Below are 19,373 nucleotides of genomic sequence, written 5' to 3'. Positions count from 1 at the left end.
CCCCTTTGACTCTTTGCGCGGCACGGCGCACGATCACGACAAATAACAATTGGGAGTTTGAACATGTTCACCCGCTTACTGACATCGGTCGCCGTTCTGGGCCTGACAGCAGGCATGGCCGCAGCCGAATATAAGCTGACGATCCTGCATACCAACGATTTCCACGCCCGGTTCGAACCGATCAACAAATATGACAGCGGCTGCAGCGCTGAAGACAATGCCGAAGGCGAGTGCTTTGGTGGCTCGGCCCGTTTGGTAACGGCAGTGAACGATGCCCGTGGCCGTGCCGAGAACTCGATCCTTGTGGATGGCGGAGACCAATTTCAGGGGTCCCTGTTCTATACCTATTACAAGGGCAAGGTCGCGGCTGAGTTCATGAACAAGCTGAGTTATGACGCGATGACCGTGGGCAACCACGAATTCGACGACGGGCCCGAAGTTCTGCGCGGTTTCATCGACTCGGTCGATTTTCCAGTGCTGATGTCGAACGCCGATGTCAAAGACGAAGAGCTGCTGACCGACAAGATCAAGAAATCGACCGTGATTGAAGTGGGCGGCGAGAAGATCGGCCTGATCGGCCTGACCCCGGAAGACACCCATGATCTGGCCTCACCCGGCCCGAACATAACCTTCTCGGATCCGGTCCCGGCGGTGCAGGCCGAAGTTGACAGACTGACCGGCGAGGGGGTGAACAAGATCATCGTACTCAGCCATTCGGGCTTTGGCGTGGACCAACGCGTGGCCAGTGAAACAACCGGTGTCGATGTGATCGTGGGGGGACATTCCAACACGTATCTGTCCAACGTCTCGGACAAGGCGGCGGGTCCCTATCCAACCGTGGTGAACGGGGTCCAGATCGTTCAGGCCTATGCCTATGGCAAATTCCTGGGTGAGCTGAACGTGACCTTTGACGACGATGGCAATGTGGTCGAAGCCGCGGGCGAGCCGCTGATCATGGACAACACTGTGACCGAGGATCAGTCGGCGCTGGATCGCATCGCGGAACTGGCCGTGCCGCTGGACGAGATTCGCAACAAGGTTGTGGCAAGTGCTGCTGACGCGATTGAGGGCGACCGCGCTGTCTGCCGAGTGCAAGAATGCCAGATGGGCAATCTTGTAGCCGATGCCATGCTGGCCCGTGTTGCCGATCAGGGTGTGCAGATTGCAATTGCAAACTCGGGTGGTTTGCGTGCCTCGATTGATCCGGGTGACGTGACCATGGGCGAAGTGCTGACCGTGCTGCCGTTCCAGAACACGCTCTCAACCTTCCAAATCAGCGGTCAGGGCGTCATCGATGCGCTGGAAAACGGTGTGAGCCAGGTGGAAGAGGTCAAGGGCCGTTTCCCGCAAGTGGCCGGTTTGACTTTCACATGGGATCCTGCGGTTGCGCCGAACGAAGGGCGTATCAGCGATGTGATGGTAGCCAAGGACGGGGGCTTTGTCCCGATTGACCCGGCGGCGACCTATCTTGTCGTGACCAACAACTATGTCCGTAATGGCGGCGACGGCTATGACATGTTCGAAGGCGATGACAAGAACGCCTATGATTATGGCCCGGACCTGGCTGACGTGACGGCTGAATATCTGGCCGCCAACGCGCCGTACACCCCGTATCTGGACGGGCGCATCAAGCAGAAATAACAGCTTAGGTGCAGGAAACTGACAGGCCGCATCGTAAGGATGCGGCCTTTATTGTTTTTATCAGTCGAATTCGTACTCAGGCCAAAGCGCGGGATCGATACCGTCCAGCATTGGCTGAAGATGGTGCCTGACGCTGCGCCATCCGCCGACAGATTTGGTGGAGATTTTGTTGCGCACCTGGTCGATGCTGGCCGTTCTAACCTGTTTTTTGTTCTCTTCCGGGTGCATCATCGCCTCGGACCAGTCGATGCCGCAGAACGTAGCGACCTTCTTGCTGTAGGTTTCGGGATCGGCCACGAGTTTTTCGTAAGGAACGGTCAGGATGCGATCCTCGAACACTTTTTCCCAATGAGCCATATAGCGCCGGTACAGGTTGGCAGTGTGTGCAATAGCCTTTTGGTTTGACGCATAGCGCATCCCGCCTGCGGGAAAGCGTCGGATCCATTTCGACAGCCCTACATCGCGTGGATCGCGCTGCATGTTGATCACCCGCGCATTCGGGAAGGCGGACAGCAAATAGCCCACACGTTGGAAATTATGGGGCATCTTGTCGACAAAGGCTATGGACCCTTCAGGGATCGGAGGCATCAGTTTGCGAAATTCCTGCGCGAACTGAGCGGCAGATGCCGTATCGAAAGTATCCTTGCCTTGCCAGAAGTTAACCGAGAGGTCGGACCCGAGCATAAGTTCACCACAACCAGCAATGTTGGGGTCTGAACTCAGCATCATCTCCATCAAGGTCGTGCCTGAACGCGGTTGGCCGACGACGAATATTGGCAAAGGTCCTTCGCTTACGTCATTTGCCAATATTTGATTGCCTTCAGAAAATTGACGTGTGACCGTGCCCAGTTTTTCCTCTTCGGATTCAAAATTATATGGATTGGAATCGTGCTGAACCGCGTTGGCCTTTTCGAATTGCGGCATGGCCGCGTCCAAGCCATCGATTTTGTGTGTCAGATGCGCCTTGGCAAATTCCAATTCGGATAGCTTGTGTTCCGATCTCTCAATCGCGCTTTCAACGTTTTTGAGCAAGCTTCCGGCTTCCGCACCACCTACCATCGTAGAAAGTTGCAGCAACGAATTGATGTGGTCCGGGTTTTCGTTCAGAATCCGCTCCAGGATAGCCTTGGTTCCCGCCTTGTCACCGCCTTGATGCAAGTTGACTGCCTTTAGTAACGCGACTTTGTGGCTTTCCGGTGCGATCCGGTAGGCATGGTTAATATCGTTTGAACTGTCCTCGTCGAACCCGACCCGCCCATAGGCCCGCGCCCGCGTCGAAAGGAGATCGACATTGTCAGGGTCTGCGACCAGCTTTTTGGTTGTGTGATCAATGATCTGACGCCAGTTGTTACCTTTCAGGTAAATTTCATCCAGAACGCGGTTGAGCTCTTTGTTGTTGGGAAAGATCTCAAGCTTCTGTTCGGCATAATCCAGCGCTTTTGGAATCTGGCCGGTTTGCATCAACGCATTGGCCAAATTCTCTACGAATTGCGGGTCTTGCGGCTTCATCCGCGCGGCTTCCACGAAATGCGGGATCGACTTCCTATATTGCTTCATTTCGGTCAGGACAAAGCCTGCGATGGCGTGAAAATCGCTGTCTTTTGGAAACTTCTTCAATCCCAGTTGAGCTTTTTTTAGCGCCTGGTGCGGCTTGCCGGTCTCCAGCGCTGACAAAGCCTTGCTTTTAAGGGTATTGGCTGTTTGGTTTTGCATATGACCCGGTGCCTGTAAGAAGGAAATATAGGTGGTTCATTACCCATGTGCGGACGGTTTGCAATAACTCTTCCCAATGATGCGATGGCTCAGCTTTTTGCCGCGCGGCCGTCCAACAGCTTGCCGGCTGTGCCCAATTTCAATGTTTGCCCCACAAATCAGGTACATGTGGTGCGCGCGAGCGAAAACGGGCGAACCCTGGATCCGATGCGCTGGGGGTTCCTGCCACATTGGTACAAGACCGAAACCGCTGGGCCCCTGCTGATCAACGCGCGTGCCGAGACCCTGGCCGAGAAACCGGCCTTTCGCGCGGCTTGCCGCGAAAGGCGCTGTCTGATCTTGGCGACGGGGTTTTATGAATGGACCAAGACCGAACAAGGCAACAGGTTGCCATGGTATATTCATCGCCTCGATCATGCGCCCATCGCCTTTGCTGGTGTCTGGCAGAACTGGGGCGCCGAGGAAGCCCGGCAGCCGACCTGCGCCATCGTCACGACCTCGGCCAATGACACTCTGAGTGCGATCCACCATCGAATGCCGCTGATCCTTGAGCCACAGGACTGGCCCTTGTGGCTGGGTGAGGCAGGGAAAGGTGCCGCCCGTCTGATGGTACCGGGGCCTGAGGGCTTGCTGAGCTATTACCGGGTCGATCCCGCCGTGAACTCCAACCGGGCCAGCGGAGCGAGCCTGATCGAGCCCGTCGCAGGTTGAGCGTTCTTCTTTGCAATCCAGCTTTCGCGCGATAGACCTTTGACATGGTTTTGAAATTTTACAGCCTTCCTGACCTTTATGCGCATGGGTTTGACACCGTGATCGACGTGCGCAGCCCTGCCGAATACGCCCAAGATCACCTTCCGGGCGCGATCAGCTTGCCGGTTCTGGACAATGAAGAACGCGCCCGGGTCGGGACGATCTATGTGCAACAAAGCCCATTTCTGGCCCGCAAGTTGGGTGCAGCGCTGGTGTTTCGCAATGCCGCCAACCATATCGAAAACAGCCTGGCGCATCATGAGGGCGGGTGGAAACCTCTGGTCTATTGCTGGCGCGGTGGGCAACGCTCGGGCTCATTCACCTGGATGCTGCAACAGATCGGTTGGCGGGCCGAAGTGGTCGAGGGCGGCTATCGCACCTATCGCCGTTTGGTGAACCGATATCTCTACGAGGACCCTCTGCCGCATCGTCTGTTCGCGCTGGATGGCTACACCGGAACTGCCAAGACTGAATTGCTGGCCCGCCTAAACACCCGTGGTGTTCAGGTGCTGGACCTGGAAGGGTTGGCCAATCACCGCGGCTCGCTACTTGGGGAACAGCCCGGGGGTCAACCTAGTCAGAAAGCATTTGAATCGGCGCTTGCGGCGGCGCTCTGCGCCCTTGATCCCGAACATCCCGTGGTGGTCGAGGCGGAATCTTCCAAGATCGGGTCTTTGATCCTGCCGCCCTCACTGTGGACCGCATTATGCGCCGCGCCGCGTATTCAGATCTGCACACCGCTTGAGGCGCGCTCGACTTATCTGGTGCGGGCCTATGATGATATCTTATCTGACACAGCCCGGTTGCGGGACAGGCTGTCTCCGCTTCGGTCCCATCGCGGGCATGAGGTGGTCGACGGTTGGCTGGCCCTGATCGAGGTGGGCGACAAGCTGGCACTGACGCAGGCTTTGATGCAGCAGCACTATGACCCGGCCTATGCGAAATCCAGCCGTGCGCGGAAGGCGGATTTGATTGCGCGGGTTGATGTGCCAACGCTTGATACCAAGGGGTTGGAGAAGGCCGCGTCTCAGGTGCAGAAGGTTCTGGATCAGTCCTGAAGGCGCAGCCCTGCGGCTTCGGTCATATGGCCGATCACCACAGCTGGATATCCGGCTTTGTGCAACCGTTCGCAAAGATTGTGAGCCTTATCCGCCGCGACCGCGGCCAAAAGCCCACCTGCGGTTTGCGGATCGAACAAAAGATCAGCTTTACCCCCAGACGGCAGGTCCGGTGCGATGGAACGATTTTCGTCGAAAATCGTGGACCGGACCCCCAGCGTGGCCAAGTCGAGCGCGCCGGTCATCAACGGAATCGCATCCAGATCCAGCGTTGCGCCACAGCCCGAGGCCTGACACATGCCCATCAAATGCCCCGCCAGCCCAAACCCGGTGACATCCGTCATCGCGTGAGCATCAGCCAGAATCCGAGACGCTTCAGCTTGCGGGTGGGTCATCTGTTCATAGGCTTTGGTGATCCAGTCCCCGTCGGCTTGGCCGGCCATTTCAGCAGCCATTAGAACGCCGCTGCCCAGAGGTTTGGTCAGGATCAAAGCATCGCCCGTATGCGCCCCGGACAGGGTGATCGGCGCGCGCGCGCACAGTCCGGTCAGGGTGAACCCGATGGTCATCTCATCCCCCATGGAACTGTGACCGCCCACGATCTCGGCCCCGGCTTGGCGGATGACTTCACTGGCAGTTGACATGATTTCGGCCATCGTTCTGCGCTGCAAGTCGGGCGTCATGCGGGGTAGGATGATGGTCGCTGTAGCGGCCTGTGGCGTAGCGCCCATTGCCCAGATATCGCCCAAGGCATGAACTGCGGCGATGCGTGTCATCAGTACTGGATCATCTGAGACGCTTCGCAGATGGTCCGAGGTGATGACCTGCCGCACGCCACCAGTATGAACCAGGGCGGCATCGTCGCCGGGCAGGGAGTGGATGTCCGCTCGTTGTACCTCGGGCAGGTGTTTCAATGCAGCGTGCAGCGCACCGTGCCCGACTTTGGCACCGCAGCCGCCACACATGGGTTTGTTGCCCAACGCCTCTTGCAACCCGCTGGCGTGAAGCCGTGGCACCTCGGGCGGTTCCATCTGCGGCAGGTGCCGAAACTTGTTCATAAAGGTCTGATCAATGTGGTTTTTCCAACGCCACATCAACGGGCCACTGAACGAGGTTCCAAGACGCTCGCCCAAAGCTGATTTCTCGCCCAGCGAGATCAGTTTCAGGTAATCCTTCTGCGGTTGATAGCGGCGCATCCGGCCCGCCCCGAGCATGGCTCGCAAGTTGTTGAACAGGACTGGCGCCTCGCGCACCGCGTAGACGCCCGCTTTGGGGCGCGGGTTTTCGGACAGATGCGCGCAATCCCCGGCGGCGAAAATCGCGGGGTCGCTGGACTGGAGGAAGCCGTTCACCCGGATAAAACCATCCTGCATCTCCAGCCCGGTATCGGCCATCCAGGCATAAGGGCGCGCTCCGGCTGCGCCTGTCACGAAACTGGCAGGGATTTGGCGGCCATCTTCCAGCACGACGGTTTCGCTGGTGATCTTTGCAATGGTCGCGCCTTCGATCACGTCAACCCCAAGCCCCTCCATGGCCTTGCGGATGGTTGCAGCGGCCTTGTCCGCTGTCGCCGTCAACGCCTGCGCATTGTCGATCAACGTGACCTGCGCCACACGTCCCTTGGCGCGCAGGGCGTGGGCCATGGCCATCACCAACTCAACCCCGGCCACGCCGCCGCCGATCACAACGACCGAGGCAGGGCCCGTACGTTCAAGATATTCGCCCCATCTGGCGGCAAACGGACCCAGAGGTTTAGCGGGCACCGCGTGATCAGAAAATCCGGGCAGGGCGGGCATGTCCGAGGTGATGCCAATATTAACCGAGGCCACGTCAAACGCCACGGGAGGGCGGCCTGGTACGCGCACGCAACGGGTATCCAGATCTATTCCCTCTACCTTGCCCAAAATGACCCGCGCGCCAGCGAACCGGGCCAGCCTCACCAGATCAATATCCAGTTCTGCGCGTTCGTAATGCCCGGCCACAAACCCCGGCAACATGCCGGAATACGGCGCGGTGGGGCCGGGGTTGATCACGGTCACGCGTGCGCCGGGCAAGGGGTTCATCCCCCATTTGCGCAGCAGCAGCGCGTGCGTATGGCCGCCGCCGACAAGAACCAGATCGCGGGTCAGGGGCAGCGGAGAAGTATGCATCAGGGTCAGTTCGCTGTGTGGTCAGGGACGTCCTCGACCTGCTCGACCGCGTGGGTGGCCCAAAGCTCATCCTCGCCCGCATCCGGCAGGTCGCTTGGCTTTTCATGGCGATGAATATGCCATTTGGCAATGAACAGGGCCGTGATCGGCGCGGTCAGGAACAAAAAGAGCGTGATCAGAAGCTCGTGCAGCGAGAGCTTGCCTTCGAGCAGAACCGAATGGCCGATCGACGCCAGCAGCACCCCGCCTACGCCCAGCGTGGTGGCTTTGGTAGGTGCATGCAGGCGCGACATCGGGTCCTTCAGCTTGATCATCCCATAGGACCCGACAAAGCCGAAGATGCCAGAAACGACCAGAAAGAAAGCAATCAGAATTTCGAAGATAATCGTCATGCCGCCCTCACTCGATGATATTGCCGCGCAGCATGAAGCGCGCATAGGCTACGGTCGAGACAAAACCCAGCATGGCAATGATCATGGCGGATTCGAAAAAGATCTCGGTCCCCAATGCAAGCCCGTACAGGATCATCAGCGCGATGGTGTTGATCACCATCGTGTCCAGCGCCAGAACGCGGGTGCCGACCCCCTCGGCCGAGATGATCCGGTAGAGGCACAGCATGATCGCCGCGCCGAAACAGGCGAAAGCGAACCAGATGGCATAGGTGACAATCATTCGAAAATCTCCTTCAGGCGGCGCTCATAGCGTTGCTTGATCTCGTCACGTACCGCCTCGGGGTCGGGGGCGTCGAGGCAGTGAACCAGCAAGTTATGGCCTTGTGCGGACAGATCACAGCTGACTGTGCCGGGCGTCATGGTGATCGTTCCGGCCAGCACGGTGATCGCCTCGGGGGTGCGCAGTTCCAATGGGATCGAGACCCAGTTGGGTTGCCGGTCGGCATCGCGTTTGAACAGGATGATCCTGGCCACGGTTATATTGGCGATCACGATGTCCCACAGCACGACCAGCATGTATTCGGCGATCATCGGCCAGTTGCGCAGTTTCGGCCGGTCGGGCCAATAGGGCTGCGTGACAAAGGGGATGATGATCCCCAGCAACAACCCGAACACCACCGAGTTCAGCGAGCCGGTATTGGCCAGCAGCACCCACACCACCGTTAGCAGAAAGGTTAGATGTGGGTGCGGGAATATCCGGTGCAGCAATCTGATCATCCGTTCTCTCCCAATACGGCAGCGATATAGTTTTCTGGGGTAAAGAGCTGCTCAGCCGTGTTGCTGGCATATTTCAGCGCCGGACCCGCAAAGAGTGTAAGCAGGACCAGACCCAGAACTGCCGCAAAGACCGATGTAAAGGCCAGTCCGGGGTGGGGCTCGGGGGCAGGGTTGGCCAGCGCCTCTTCTTCTTTTTCAAGGTCGGTTGCGGGATTGTGCTGGATGTCGTGGCTTTTCCAGAAGATTAGCGTACCCGCGCGGGCCAAACCGACGATTGTCACGAAGGACCCGATCAGGACGACCGCCCAGATCGCGTTGGCGTCAGGCGCATCCCGCGCGGCATCCAGCACCAGCAACTTGCCGATAAAGCCTGATAGGGGCGGCATCCCAGCCAGAGCGATGGCCCCCACAAAGAATAGGGACGAGATCAGCCCGCCCTGCGGCATCGGCGCGGTGGGAGCGATGGACCCGCCGCGGCGTTCGACCACCATATCCGCGATCAGGAACAGCAGCGCCGTGGCAAGGGTCGAGTGGTAGATGTAATACAGCGCCGCAGCCGTAGCGGTCTCGGTAAACAAAGAGATTGCGATCAACAATGTCCCCATCGAGGCGATGGCGCAGAACGCCACCATCCGCGCGATATGCTGTGCGCCCAAAATGCCGATGGTCCCAATGGCCAGTGTCACCAGAGCCGCTGGTTGCAGCCAAGAGCCCACCAGGCCTTGGGTGGCCTCAACCTCGGGACCGAAGCCCAGCGTGTACATCCGCAGGATCGAATAGGCCCCAACCTTGGTCATGATCGCAAACAGTGCGGCCACCGGTAACGGCGCGTTGGCATAGCTGGCAGGCAACCAGAAGTGCAGCGGAAGAACGGCGGCCTTGATACAAAAGACCAGTAGAAGCAGCACTGCGCCGACCCGCAGCAAGGCCGTATCTTCGGCAGGCAGTTCAGCCACGCGCACCGCCATATCGGCCATGTTCAGCGTGCCTGTGACGGCATAAAGCGTACCCAGAGCAAACAGAAACAGGGTAGAGCCCAGCAGGTTATAGGCCACATATTGCACGCCTGCTTTCAGGCGGGTTGCGCCGCCTCCATGCGTCATCAATCCGTATGAGGCGATCAGCAGCACCTCGAAAAAAACGAAAAGGTTAAAGGCGTCGCCGGTCAGGAAGGCTCCGCACACACCCATGAGCTGGAAGTGAAACAGGGCGTGGAAATGTTTGCCCCGGTCGTCCCAGCCCGAGGCGATGGCGTAGAGCACGATAGGCAGGGCCAACAGCGCGGTCAGTAGCACCATCATCGCAGAAAGCCGGTCCAGTACCAAAACGATGCCGAATGGCGCAGGCCAGTTGCCCAACTCATAGACCAGAATATCTCCGCCAGCGGCCTGCGCGGTGATGGTCAGGGCAATACCCAATAGGCCCACCACACCAGCGACCGAGAAGATGCGTTGCAGGTCCAGATGATAGCGCAGGACCATGATGATGAACGGGGCCAGGATCGCGGGCAGAACGATCGGAGCGACGATCCAGTGGTTCATGCGTCTTCTCCCGGCGCATCGGTATTGTTTTGTCCACGCATGTCGATGTGATCATCCTTGGCCGACAGATAGGCCGAGAGGGCAATCATCACGATCACTGCCGTCATCCCGAACGAAATTACGATGGCCGTCAGCACCAGCGCCTGCGGCAGCGGGTCGGTGTAGGGCACGTCCTTGTATTTGTTCAGCACCGCAGGTGCATCCAACGCCAACCGGCCTGTGGCAAACAGGAACACGTTCACCGCGTAGGTCAGCAGGGAAAGGCCCAGGATAACGGGAAAGGTTCGGCGGCGCAGGATCAGGAAGATCCCGGCAGCGGTCATGACGCCTACGGCTGAGGCTACGAGCGCTTCCATCAGGCCTGCTCCTTCTCGTTATCGTCTTTTGTGTCGCGGTCCCGCAGCGGGTTGATATCCATCGGGAATTCCTGCGCCATGCCCGGCTGCCACGCAAAGCGCGACAGGCTGTCCAGCGCCAGCATCACCGCGCCAAGCACGGCGAGGAACACGCCAGTGTCAAACAGGATAGCTGTGGCCCATTCGAACTCTTCCAGCGGCGGCCAGTGGATATAACCGAAATCGCTGGTCAGGAACGGACGCTCATTGAACCATGCACCGATCCCTGTTGCAGCGGCGATCAGCACGCCCCACCCGATAGACCCATGGTAGTAGAACCTCTGCCGTTCAATGGCCCAAGTATAGCCGCTGGCCATGTATTGCATCAGATAGGCAATGGCGACAATCAGACCGGCGATAAACCCGCCGCCGGGCTGATTGTGCCCACGGAAAAAGATGTATGCTCCCACCATCAGCGCGATCGGCATCATCATCCGGGTCACGACGACCATCATCAGCGGATGCGAGTCCCCCGACTGTGGCCAATGTGGTTTGCGGTTCAGCAGATAGGCGCGCACATTCGTGCCCAGAACGGACTCGGTCAGGGCAAAGATGATCAGGGCGGCGATGCCCAGCACGATAATCTCGCCGAACGTATCAAAGCCTCGGAAATCCACGAGGATTACGTTCACCACATTGGTGCCGCCTCCGCCCTTATACGAATTGGCCAGGTGGAAATCCGAGATTGTGGGGAAGGCAAAATCCCGCAACATCAGCGCATAGATCAGGGCACCGGATCCGATCCCCGCTACGACCGAGATCGCTGCATCCCGCCAGCGCCGCGCGGCGCTGCTGTCCCAAGGCGTATCGGTGGGCAGAAAGTTCAGCGACAGCAGCAACAGGATCATCGTTACCACCTCGACCGAGATCTGGGTCAGCGCAAGGTCGGGGGCCGACAGATAGTTGAAGGCCATCGAAACGATCAGACCAACGACACCGATCAATACAAGCGACAATAGGCGGTTGCGGTGGAACCACATGATGGCCAGGGTGGCTCCCACCAGACAAATCCAGCCGATCACTGGGATCACCTGCAGCGGCAGGGGATCGCGCGTCTGCGCGCCGATAGAACCGGTCGCATAGGCGTAGTACCCAAGCCCCACGGTAAAGGCGATCAGGATGATGGCATAGCGGCTGATCACGCCATTATGCAGTGTGTCGGTGATCCAGCGGCTTGCCGAAGTCAGCGCACTGATCACGGCCTCGAATATGGTTTTCGCCTCGGGGCGGGGCAGGGCGTTCCAGAATTGCTCACCCCGGCGGTGCTGGGACAGCAGGAACAGGCCACCCAGTGTGGCGACAACCGACATGTAAAGCGCGGGCGTAAACCCGTGCCACAGTTTCAGCGAGTAATAGGGCGGCTTGCCACCGCCATAGACCGCATCCGACACAACCGCGACCAGCGGGCCGACGATAGCGTTGGAATAAAGGCCGATGAGCACGACCAGCACGACCAGAAACGCCGGGGCCAGCCACAGCCCGACCGGCGGGTCATGCGGATGATGCGGATAGTCGTGACGCTCGGGGCCAAGAAACACATGGCTGATGAAGCGGAATGAATAGGCTGCCGAGAACACTGCAGCCAACAGGGCTAGACCCGGCACCAGATAGTGCGAATGCAGCCAGGTGGTGTGGACGGTTTCTTCCAGCATCATCTCTTTCGACAGAAACCCGTTCAGTGGCGGCAGACCCGCCATGGACAGCGATGCGATAGTGCCGATGGTAAAGCTGATCGGCATCAGGTGGCGCAGCCCGCCCAGTTTTTTTATATCCCGGGTTCCGGTCTCGTGATCGACGATCCCGGCGGTCATGAACAGCGCAGCCTTGAATGTCGCGTGGTTGATGATGTGGAACACGGCGGCGACTGCGGCAAACTTGGTGCCGAAGCCCAGCAGCATGGTGATCAGGCCCAGATGTGACACGGTTGAAAAGGCCAGCAGCGCCTTGAGGTCGTCTTTGAACAGCGCAATCACCGCACCGATCAACATGGTCACCAAACCGGTGGTCGCCACGATATAGAACCACGCATCCGTGCCCGCCAGAACCGGCCACATCCGCGCCATCAGAAACAGCCCTGCTTTAACCATCGTGGCCGAGTGCAGATAGGCCGACACAGGCGTCGGGGCGGCCATTGCGTGCGGCAGCCAGAAGTGGAACGGGAACTGCGCGGATTTGGTGAAACAGCCCAGCAGGATCAGGATCAGCGCGGGCAGATAATAGGGCGACGCCTGAATCATCTCCTTGTTCTGAAGGATTACGCTCAGGTCGTAAGACCCCACTATATTGCCCAGAATCAGCATCCCCGCGATCATGGCCAGCCCGCCAGAACCGGTCACGGCCAGTGCCATGCGCGCGCCCTGACGGCCCTCAGGCAGGTGTTTCCAATAGCCGATCAACAAGAATGAGCTTAGAGACGTAAGTTCCCAGAAAATAAGAAGAAGTAAAATGTTGTCAGACAGAACGATCCCCACCATCGCGCCCTGAAACAGCAGCAGATAGGTGTAAAACTGGCCCATCGGGTCCTCGCGCGACAGGTAGAACCGCGCATAGAGGATGATCAGCAGTCCGATCCCCAAGATCAGCAGGGCAAACAGAAAACTCAGCCCATCCATCATGAAATTCGCGTTCAGGCCCAAGATGGGGATCCAGTCGAACCGGGCGGTCACGACCTCGCCGCGCATGATCGTGGGGATATGGATCAAGACGCCCATCAGTGCCAGGAATGTGGTGAGGCCCGCAGCCGAAGCAGCTGCATTTCGTCCTGCCCTGATCAGTAGAGCTGGAAATACAGCGCCAAGAAAGGGAAGGGCCGCGATGAGGAATAGGGACAAGTGCGATACTCCGGTCTGGGCGGTCAAGATAACCCTGATTTTGTAAGGATAATTTTCGAACTGTCCAGCTATTGCAAGTACCGCTGTTTGACCTACTGATGTCGCCAAATTGCGGTTTTTGAAAAAATCCTGACATGAACTTGATCCGGCTCTCTGAATTGAACGCGGATTTGCGGTGTTCAATATGGTAATACGTATCTGACCACACAGGAGGGCACGACGTGCCAGACAAGACGATCCGCACCCGCAGGTGGATTCTTTTCAGCGGCGGGGCCGCCGTTGCAGCGGGTTTTGCGATCCGGGAATACCGGTTGATCCCGCCCAGCTATGCGGGTGGGCATCTGAGTGTGCAGGCGGCGCATGAACAGGCCGTGTCGGGCGACGTGCTGTTGCTGGATATTCGAACCCCGCGCGAGTGGGATGCGACAGGCGTGGGTGAGGGTGCCTATCCATTGGACATGCGCCGTGATGATTTTGTTCAGGCGCTGGATCAACTGACCGACGGCGACAGGTCTGCGCCTATTGCTCTGATCTGCGCGCGCGGGGTTCGGTCCGCGCGGCTCAGCAACCGGCTGAGCGAAGCAGGCTTTACCAATATCATCGATGTACCCGAAGGGATGCTAGGCTCGGCCGCAGGGCCCGGTTGGGTCCGGTCGGGGTTGCCGGTTGGAACTTATGAGGAGGCCGTTCAATGATCCGCGCCGCCATACTGGCTGTCGTGGCCGCAATCGCCGGGCAGTCGGCCCATGCCGCCTGCGCTGATCAGGACGGTGCCTGTAGCACTGAAATGGGCGAATACCACATCGAACTGCCTAAGGCGGAAAATCCGCCGCTGGTCGTTTTCCTGCACGGCTATGGCGGCAGCGGAACCGGTACGATGAAGAACCGCGGCATGGTCAAACCCTTGTTGTCGCGAGGCTATGCGGTGATGGCACCCGAGGGGCTTGAGCGCGCCAATCGCCCCGGTGTCAAAAGCTGGAACTTCTATCCCGGCTTCGGCGACAGGGATGAAACCGCCTTCCTGACCGAAGTCGTTCAGGACGCCGCTGACAAATTCGGGATTGATGCTGAGCGGGTTATTCTCGGTGGTTTCTCGGCCGGTGGGTTCATGGTCAACTACCTGGCCTGCGATGCGCCCGAGAGGTTTTCGGCTTATGTGCCCGTATCAGGCGGGTTCTGGCGACCTCACCCCGAGGCCTGCGAGGGGCCGATCCGTATGTTTCACACCCATGGCTGGACCGACAATGTGGTCCCGCTCGAAGGGCGTTTGCTGGGCGGTGGCCGGTTCCATCAGGGCGATATCTTTGCCGGGCTGGAAATCTGGCGCATCGCCAATGGCTGCGTCGATACCAAACCCAGCGGGTTTTCGACGACCGGCCCTTTTATGCGCCGGTATTGGAGCGGCTGTGCAGATGGCAGTGCACTGGAGTTTGCGCTGTTCCCTGGAGGGCACACAGTGCCCAAAGGGTGGGCGGACATGATGGTGGACTGGTACGAAGGCCTGCCCGGCGGCTGATCACTCTGCCGGGGTCATTACGCCGCGCCCTTCGATCAAGCGCTTCAACTCGTCTCTGTGACGGCGGGCCGAGCGTGTGATCGCGGGCTCCTTCACATCCTCTTTCATCCCGACCATGCGGCGCGCAGGGCCCGAAGACACTCCGCTGAGTGCAGAAAGCGGGATCGCGAAGGCTAGGCTGATCGCTATCGGGGCCAGCCAGATCGAAACCAAGCCGGACAGTATCCCGACGCTCAGGGCGACGCCGCTCACGGTCTCTACCACGTGGCATAGGATCAGAGTGCGCAGCCCATAGCTGCCCCCGTCGCGTGCCTGCGGGGACCAGCCCTTTTGTACACCGAATGCGGTGCGGAACACGGCGATCATCTGTTGCACCATCAGGATCGGCGCGTAGAGGATCGACAGAATGACCTCGGACAAAAACGAAGTCAGGAATTTGAATCCGCCGCCAAAATCCGAATAGCGCACACCGCTGAGCGGCAGGGCCAGAACGCCCAGCACCTTGGGGGCCAGCAACATGGCGTACATCACGAGAATGATCAGCACATGGCGGGTTTCCGACATCTCGGGCCATTGCGGGAACAGTGGATTGTCGGGGCTGAAATAATACAGGACCGACGCGTCCTCACCCTGACCGATCAGCGCCCACATAACCAGCAGGGCAAACCAAAGGGGCGACATCAAATATCCGACCGCGCCGTGGAACATGTGGAAACGAGACACCGCACGAAACCCAGTGGAGCCCAGCAATTTCAGGTGTTGCAGGTTGCCCTGACACCAGCGCCGATCTCGCAGTGCGTGGTCGATCAGCGTAGGGGGCGTCTCTTCATAGGACCCGCGAATGCGCGGCAGGAAGCGCACGGCCCACCCGGCGCGGCGCAGCAGGCCTGCTTCGACGAAATCGTGGCTCATGATCAGCTTTTCCTGACCATTAAAGGCGCGCAGTTTGGGCAGGCCCGCGCTTGAGGCAAAGGCGCGCGTGCGGATGATGGCGTTGTGGCCCCAATAATTGCCTTCTTGCCCGCACCAACGGGCCAGTCCTTCGGCAAAGGCGATGCCGTACACGCCGTTGGCAAATTGTTGCATCCGGGCAAAGACCGATTGCGCGCCGATCAGCTGCGGATAGCTCTGGATCAGACCGGCTCCGGTGTCGCGTGCCAAAGCGTCGGTCAGGCGGGTGATGGCACGACCGGTCATCAGACTATCAGCATCCAGCACCAGCATGGCGTCCCAATCAGCCCCCCAGCGGCTGACCCAATCGGCGATATTGCCCACCTTGCGGTCAGTGTTTTCAGGACGACGGCGGTAATACAGCTCAAGACCCGGCGCTAGGGTCGTGCGCAGCGCCTCGACACTGGCCTGTTCCTGCGCCGCGATCTCGGGGTCGCGCGTGTCGGACAGGATGAACATGGCATAGTGATGTTGTCCACCGCGCTTACTCAGATCCTCCAGCATGGTGCGGGCATTGCCCAGCACGTTCCACGGCACCTCGTTGTAGACCGGGGTCAACAGGGCGACGCGCAGGGGCTGAGGGCGGCCTTCGCGTTTGGGCTGTTCCTGCCGCGATAGGGACACCATGCCCAGCAGCACGGTGCAGACCGTGAAAGAAATCCAGAAAAAGTTAAACGAGATCAACGCCAGCAGGATGCCTTCGATCAGGTTGATCCCTTCGGCCCCGAACCAGTCGGACATCACCCAAAGCAGCCCCAAAGTGGCCGCCATCGCAGGCGAAAAGGCCAGCGCGCGCCAGAACCCGGCCGAGGCGCGCTTGCCATTCGGTACCTGTGCATCCCGAAACCCGGCGCTGAAATCCTGCGCGGGCATCGCCAGAGGGGCCTCGGGCGGCATGATATGCAGATCGCGGCTCATGTGGTCCAACGATATAGCCACACCTCAGAGGCGGGCTGTTTGTCCTTCAGAAGCTGCGCGCGCAGCTCTACGTGGTTCCGTTCTCCCGGCTGGAAAGAGAAGGCCAGCCGCAAGCCGCCGGTATCGGGATTGCGTTGCAGCACGCCGTCTGAGGTCTCGGCATGGGGCGAGTCAACAAAGATGGTCATCGCCTCGGGGTCATCGAACAGGTCCGAAGCCTCAAAATCGATCACTGCCAGACGTCCGTCGCCGAAGGTATTGTCGCCCATCGCGGTGTTGATCACCCGCGGCATAGAGGTGCGCTGGGGTTCTTCGCCCCAGATCAAACGATAGGACATGTCGATCTGGCTGCCGGCGGCATAGGGCTCGGCCGGGCGCCAATAGGCGACGATGTTGTCGTAGATTTCCTGATCCGCCGGAATCTCGACCAGCGTCACGGTGCCTTTACCCCAATCGCCCTTTGGTTCCACCCACAGGCCGGGGCGCTTGTGATAATTCGCCTCAAGATCCGCATAGTCGGAGAACTTGCGTTTCCGCTGCATCAGGCCAAAGCCGCGTGGGTTCGTATCCACGAACGACGAAATCTGCAGGCGGGTAGGGTTGGCCAAAGGCCGCCACAGCACCTCACCCGCGCCATTGCGAACCATCAAGCCATCGCTGTCATGAACGGCGGGGCGGAAATCGTCAAACCGGCTGTGGTTGGTCTGGTCGAACAGGAACATCGAGGTGCCGGGCGCGATGCCCACATGGGGCAGTTCTTCGCGGGGGAAGAGCGTTGCTTCGACATCCATGATGCAGTCGGCCCCGGCGGTGACGTTGAACCGATAGGCCCCGGTCACGCTGGGGCTGTCCATCAGCGCGTGGACGACCATGTTGCGCTGGCCGAGTTTGGGTCGTTCCAGCCAAAAGCGGATGAATTCGGGAAATTCCTCACCATCCGGGTCCCCTGTTTTTAGGGCCAGACCACGCGCGGACAGCCCGTAAACCTCGTGCAGACCAATGGCGCGGAAATAGCTGGCGCCTTGCCAGACGCAGAACTCATCGGTCTTACCGGGGCGGTGCATTTCGGTGCGCAGGCGCAAGCCAGAGAACCCCAGCGTGTCGTCGATGGGCAGGGTCGGCACGTCTTCGGATTTGTCGAACATCGACAGATCGAACGTAACCGGGGTGGTCATCCCGTCCTCGACTGTTGAAACCTTAACAGTGCGCGGGAAGTACAGGCCTGGCGTAAAGAAATCTACGTTGAACGGCGTCTGGGTTTCATACCACAGCGCACGGTCCAGCCTGAACCGGATCGAGCGATACTGTTGATACGTCAGGTCCTGCCATTCCTGCGGAACCATTTCACGCTCGGCATAGGGTTGGCTGGCCAGTTCACGGGCCAGCGCGATCACATCGTTGCGGTCAAAGGGGACCTCGCCCCCGGCAGCAAAAGTGGCCGGAGCGAAAGCAAGCGCCGAAGTTGAGGCCAGAAATGCGCGACGTGTGAAATTCATTTTTTAGACTTCCAAGGCTGTGACTTGAACCAACCGGCCAGATAGGCCACGCCGATGATCATGGCAAAGCCAATCATGTTGGCGATGAAGACGCTGGCAACATCCCGCCCACTCAGGTCCAGTCCAACGCCGATCAGGCGCGCTGCTGCCATGGAAAAGACGAAAACCGCCAAGGATTGCTGACCGACCTTGGTGATGACGGTCAGCAGGAATTCCCAAACTTTCGCGGCTGCACCCTGACCGGTTGCGATCAGGCGATGGCCATGCTCACCCGCGACGACCCAGCCCAGATAGGCCAGTGAGAGGAAGTGAACATAGCGCAGCAGGCCAAACTCGGTCTTGCCCCGCAGTTCCGAGGTCAAGGGCCAGCCCTTGCGCAGCACGGCTCCCAATTCAGGCGCGGCATTGTTGATCCAGGTAAAGACCTTCCAAGATCCAAACGGGGCCGACAGGATCAGGAACAGCACGGCAGCCCAGATCAGGGTTTTCGATACGGGCGGGGCAGGGATCCACCCGCGCATGAAGGCAAAGCCGGTAAAGAACAGCAACTGCCAGCCGAAGGGGTTGAAGAACCACTGACGGTCCGACCAAGGCTCGGCCGGTAGGGCCAGCGCGCCAGTTTGTGCCACCAGCCAAATCGCAATCGACGTGGCGGCCACGGCCCAGAACCCGACGCGGTATAGGCCCATGTAAACGGGCATCAGCGCCAAAACCACCAGATACATTGGCAGGATGTCAAAGTAGTTCGGCACGTATGTCAGCCTGAACAGACCGACCATCTGTGGCGCAGGATCGTTGAAGAAATGCTGGAGGTTCAGCGAGGAAATATATGTTTTCTCGAAGAAACCTGTCTGGTCCAGCGCCGCCATCGACATGGCCACAAAGAAGAACAGGCAGATATGCGCCCAGTAGACCTGCCAGATGCGGAACGCCACGCGAGCCGTTCCCATCCACCAACCCTTGCGGGCAAAGGCCCCACCAAACGCAATGGCCGAGGCCATCCCCGAGCAGAATACGAAAATCTCGGTTGCATCCGAATAGCCGAACCGCGCTGGAATCCATCTGGCCCAGGGGTCGTTCGGGATGTGTGCGATCAGGATGATGAACATCGCGATGCCGCGATAGAAATCCAGCCGTGGGTCGCGCACGCGGGCAGGGGCGGCTACTTGAGCTGCCACAGGCGCAAAATCAGAAGCGGGCGATGCTGTCGCCATACGTGTTCTGTCCTTCTTTGGTCTTTTTGT

The 19,373-nt window shown here is 59.3% G+C and carries 16 protein-coding genes; 5 read left to right on the top strand and 11 right to left on the bottom strand.

Annotation, left to right across the window (positions count from 1 at the left end):
- Nucleotides 1-63: 63 nt before the first annotated feature.
- The gene (locus GOV80_RS02670; RefSeq protein WP_170782746.1) at nt 64-1,641 is read left to right on the top strand and encodes a bifunctional metallophosphatase/5'-nucleotidase; all 1,578 of its coding nucleotides are present in this window, start codon (nt 64-66) and stop codon (nt 1,639-1,641) included.
- 60 nt (nt 1,642-1,701) lie between these two features.
- Here the strand turns inward: GOV80_RS02670 and GOV80_RS02665 are convergent, their stop codons facing one another.
- The gene (locus tag GOV80_RS02665; protein WP_170782745.1) at nt 1,702-3,354 is read right to left on the bottom strand and encodes a tetratricopeptide repeat-containing sulfotransferase family protein; all 1,653 of its coding nucleotides are present in this window, start codon (nt 3,352-3,354) and stop codon (nt 1,702-1,704) included.
- 45 nt (nt 3,355-3,399) lie between these two features.
- Here GOV80_RS02665 and GOV80_RS02660 point away from each other — a divergent pair, with 45 nt between their 5' ends.
- Nucleotides 3,400-4,065, top strand: a complete 666-nt coding sequence (locus GOV80_RS02660; RefSeq protein WP_170782744.1) for an SOS response-associated peptidase — start codon at nt 3,400-3,402, stop codon at nt 4,063-4,065.
- A gap of 44 nt (nt 4,066-4,109) precedes the next feature.
- A complete protein-coding gene (mnmH, locus tag GOV80_RS02655) occupies nt 4,110-5,162 on the top strand; it encodes a tRNA 2-selenouridine(34) synthase MnmH (RefSeq protein ID WP_170782743.1) in 1,053 nt (350 codons plus the stop codon).
- Here mnmH and selD read toward each other — a convergent pair.
- Genes selD through GOV80_RS02620 form a run of 7 tightly spaced genes read right to left on the bottom strand, consistent with a single transcriptional unit; the run spans nt 5,153 to nt 13,248 of the window.
- Complete coding sequence (gene selD, locus GOV80_RS02650) at nt 5,153-7,312, bottom strand: selenide, water dikinase SelD (RefSeq protein ID WP_170782742.1); 2,160 nt, start codon at nt 7,310-7,312, stop codon at nt 5,153-5,155. The genes mnmH and selD overlap by 10 nt on opposite strands.
- Nucleotides 7,313-7,317: 5 nt before the next feature.
- Nucleotides 7,318-7,704, bottom strand: coding sequence for a Na+/H+ antiporter subunit G (locus GOV80_RS02645; RefSeq protein WP_170770191.1), 387 nt, complete (start codon nt 7,702-7,704; stop codon nt 7,318-7,320).
- A gap of 7 nt (nt 7,705-7,711) precedes the next feature.
- The gene (locus GOV80_RS02640) at nt 7,712-7,981 is read right to left on the bottom strand and encodes a K+/H+ antiporter subunit F (RefSeq protein ID WP_170770632.1); all 270 of its coding nucleotides are present in this window, start codon (nt 7,979-7,981) and stop codon (nt 7,712-7,714) included.
- Nucleotides 7,981-8,481 carry a Na+/H+ antiporter subunit E gene (locus GOV80_RS02635; protein ID WP_174839409.1) on the bottom strand — a complete coding sequence of 167 codons (501 nt, stop codon included), beginning with the start codon at nt 8,479-8,481 and terminating at the stop codon, nt 7,981-7,983. The genes GOV80_RS02640 and GOV80_RS02635 overlap by 1 nt, the downstream gene beginning before the upstream one ends.
- A complete protein-coding gene (locus GOV80_RS02630) occupies nt 8,478-10,022 on the bottom strand; it encodes a monovalent cation/H+ antiporter subunit D (RefSeq protein WP_170782741.1) in 1,545 nt (514 codons plus the stop codon). The genes GOV80_RS02635 and GOV80_RS02630 overlap by 4 nt, the downstream gene beginning before the upstream one ends.
- The gene (locus GOV80_RS02625; RefSeq protein WP_170770195.1) at nt 10,019-10,378 is read right to left on the bottom strand and encodes a Na+/H+ antiporter subunit C; all 360 of its coding nucleotides are present in this window, start codon (nt 10,376-10,378) and stop codon (nt 10,019-10,021) included. The genes GOV80_RS02630 and GOV80_RS02625 overlap by 4 nt, the downstream gene beginning before the upstream one ends.
- Nucleotides 10,378-13,248 carry a monovalent cation/H+ antiporter subunit A gene (locus GOV80_RS02620; RefSeq protein WP_170782740.1) on the bottom strand — a complete coding sequence of 957 codons (2,871 nt, stop codon included), beginning with the start codon at nt 13,246-13,248 and terminating at the stop codon, nt 10,378-10,380. The genes GOV80_RS02625 and GOV80_RS02620 overlap by 1 nt, the downstream gene beginning before the upstream one ends.
- Nucleotides 13,249-13,469: 221 nt before the next feature.
- On the opposite strand from GOV80_RS02620, the gene GOV80_RS02615 reads away from it, so the two are divergent.
- Together GOV80_RS02615 and GOV80_RS02610 are read left to right on the top strand one after the other, a co-directional pair.
- Entirely contained in the window at nt 13,470-13,943 is a 474-nt protein-coding gene (locus tag GOV80_RS02615; RefSeq protein ID WP_170782739.1) for a rhodanese-like domain-containing protein, read from the top strand.
- Nucleotides 13,940-14,764 (top strand): CE1 family esterase, encoded by an 825-nt coding sequence (locus GOV80_RS02610; protein ID WP_170782738.1) that lies wholly within the window; start codon nt 13,940-13,942, stop codon nt 14,762-14,764. Before GOV80_RS02615 ends, GOV80_RS02610 begins: the two co-directional genes overlap by 4 nt.
- Here GOV80_RS02610 and mdoH read toward each other — a convergent pair whose 3' ends face one another.
- Genes mdoH through GOV80_RS02595 form a run of 3 tightly spaced genes read right to left on the bottom strand, consistent with a single transcriptional unit; the run spans nt 14,765 to nt 19,343 of the window.
- The gene (mdoH, locus tag GOV80_RS02605; RefSeq protein WP_170782737.1) at nt 14,765-16,633 is read right to left on the bottom strand and encodes a glucans biosynthesis glucosyltransferase MdoH; all 1,869 of its coding nucleotides are present in this window, start codon (nt 16,631-16,633) and stop codon (nt 14,765-14,767) included. It abuts the gene before it with no gap.
- Nucleotides 16,630-18,129 (bottom strand): OpgD/OpgG family glucan biosynthesis protein, encoded by a 1,500-nt coding sequence (locus GOV80_RS02600; protein WP_170782736.1) that lies wholly within the window; start codon nt 18,127-18,129, stop codon nt 16,630-16,632. Before GOV80_RS02600 ends, mdoH begins: the two co-directional genes overlap by 4 nt.
- Nucleotides 18,126-19,343 carry an OpgC family protein gene (locus GOV80_RS02595; RefSeq protein ID WP_170782735.1) on the bottom strand — a complete coding sequence of 406 codons (1,218 nt, stop codon included), beginning with the start codon at nt 19,341-19,343 and terminating at the stop codon, nt 18,126-18,128. Before GOV80_RS02595 ends, GOV80_RS02600 begins: the two co-directional genes overlap by 4 nt.
- Nucleotides 19,344-19,373: the final 30 nt, after the last annotated feature.

It is taken from the genome of Ruegeria lacuscaerulensis, assembly GCF_013034685.1.
Lineage (GTDB): Bacteria > Pseudomonadota > Alphaproteobacteria > Rhodobacterales > Rhodobacteraceae > Ruegeria > Ruegeria lacuscaerulensis_B.
Note: the sequence above shows the minus strand (reverse complement) of the source record. Positions and strands in the feature narration are given on the sequence as shown.

Coding starts and splice junctions, on each gene's coding strand:
- GOV80_RS02670 (WP_170782746.1), top strand. CDS start 64: ATGTTCACCCGCTTACTGACATCGGTCGCCGTTCTGGGCCTGACAGCA.
- GOV80_RS02665 (WP_170782745.1), bottom strand. CDS start 3,354: ATGCAAAACCAAACAGCCAATACCCTTAAAAGCAAGGCTTTGTCAGCG.
- GOV80_RS02660 (WP_170782744.1), top strand. CDS start 3,400: ATGTGCGGACGGTTTGCAATAACTCTTCCCAATGATGCGATGGCTCAG.
- mnmH (WP_170782743.1), top strand. CDS start 4,110: ATGGTTTTGAAATTTTACAGCCTTCCTGACCTTTATGCGCATGGGTTT.
- selD (WP_170782742.1), bottom strand. CDS start 7,312: ATGCATACTTCTCCGCTGCCCCTGACCCGCGATCTGGTTCTTGTCGGC.
- GOV80_RS02645 (WP_170770191.1), bottom strand. CDS start 7,704: ATGACGATTATCTTCGAAATTCTGATTGCTTTCTTTCTGGTCGTTTCT.
- GOV80_RS02635 (WP_174839409.1), bottom strand. CDS start 8,481: ATGATCAGATTGCTGCACCGGATATTCCCGCACCCACATCTAACCTTT.
- GOV80_RS02630 (WP_170782741.1), bottom strand. CDS start 10,022: ATGAACCACTGGATCGTCGCTCCGATCGTTCTGCCCGCGATCCTGGCC.
- GOV80_RS02625 (WP_170770195.1), bottom strand. CDS start 10,378: ATGGAAGCGCTCGTAGCCTCAGCCGTAGGCGTCATGACCGCTGCCGGG.
- GOV80_RS02610 (WP_170782738.1), top strand. CDS start 13,940: ATGATCCGCGCCGCCATACTGGCTGTCGTGGCCGCAATCGCCGGGCAG.
- mdoH (WP_170782737.1), bottom strand. CDS start 16,633: ATGAGCCGCGATCTGCATATCATGCCGCCCGAGGCCCCTCTGGCGATG.
- GOV80_RS02600 (WP_170782736.1), bottom strand. CDS start 18,129: ATGAATTTCACACGTCGCGCATTTCTGGCCTCAACTTCGGCGCTTGCT.
- GOV80_RS02595 (WP_170782735.1), bottom strand. CDS start 19,343: ATGGCGACAGCATCGCCCGCTTCTGATTTTGCGCCTGTGGCAGCTCAA.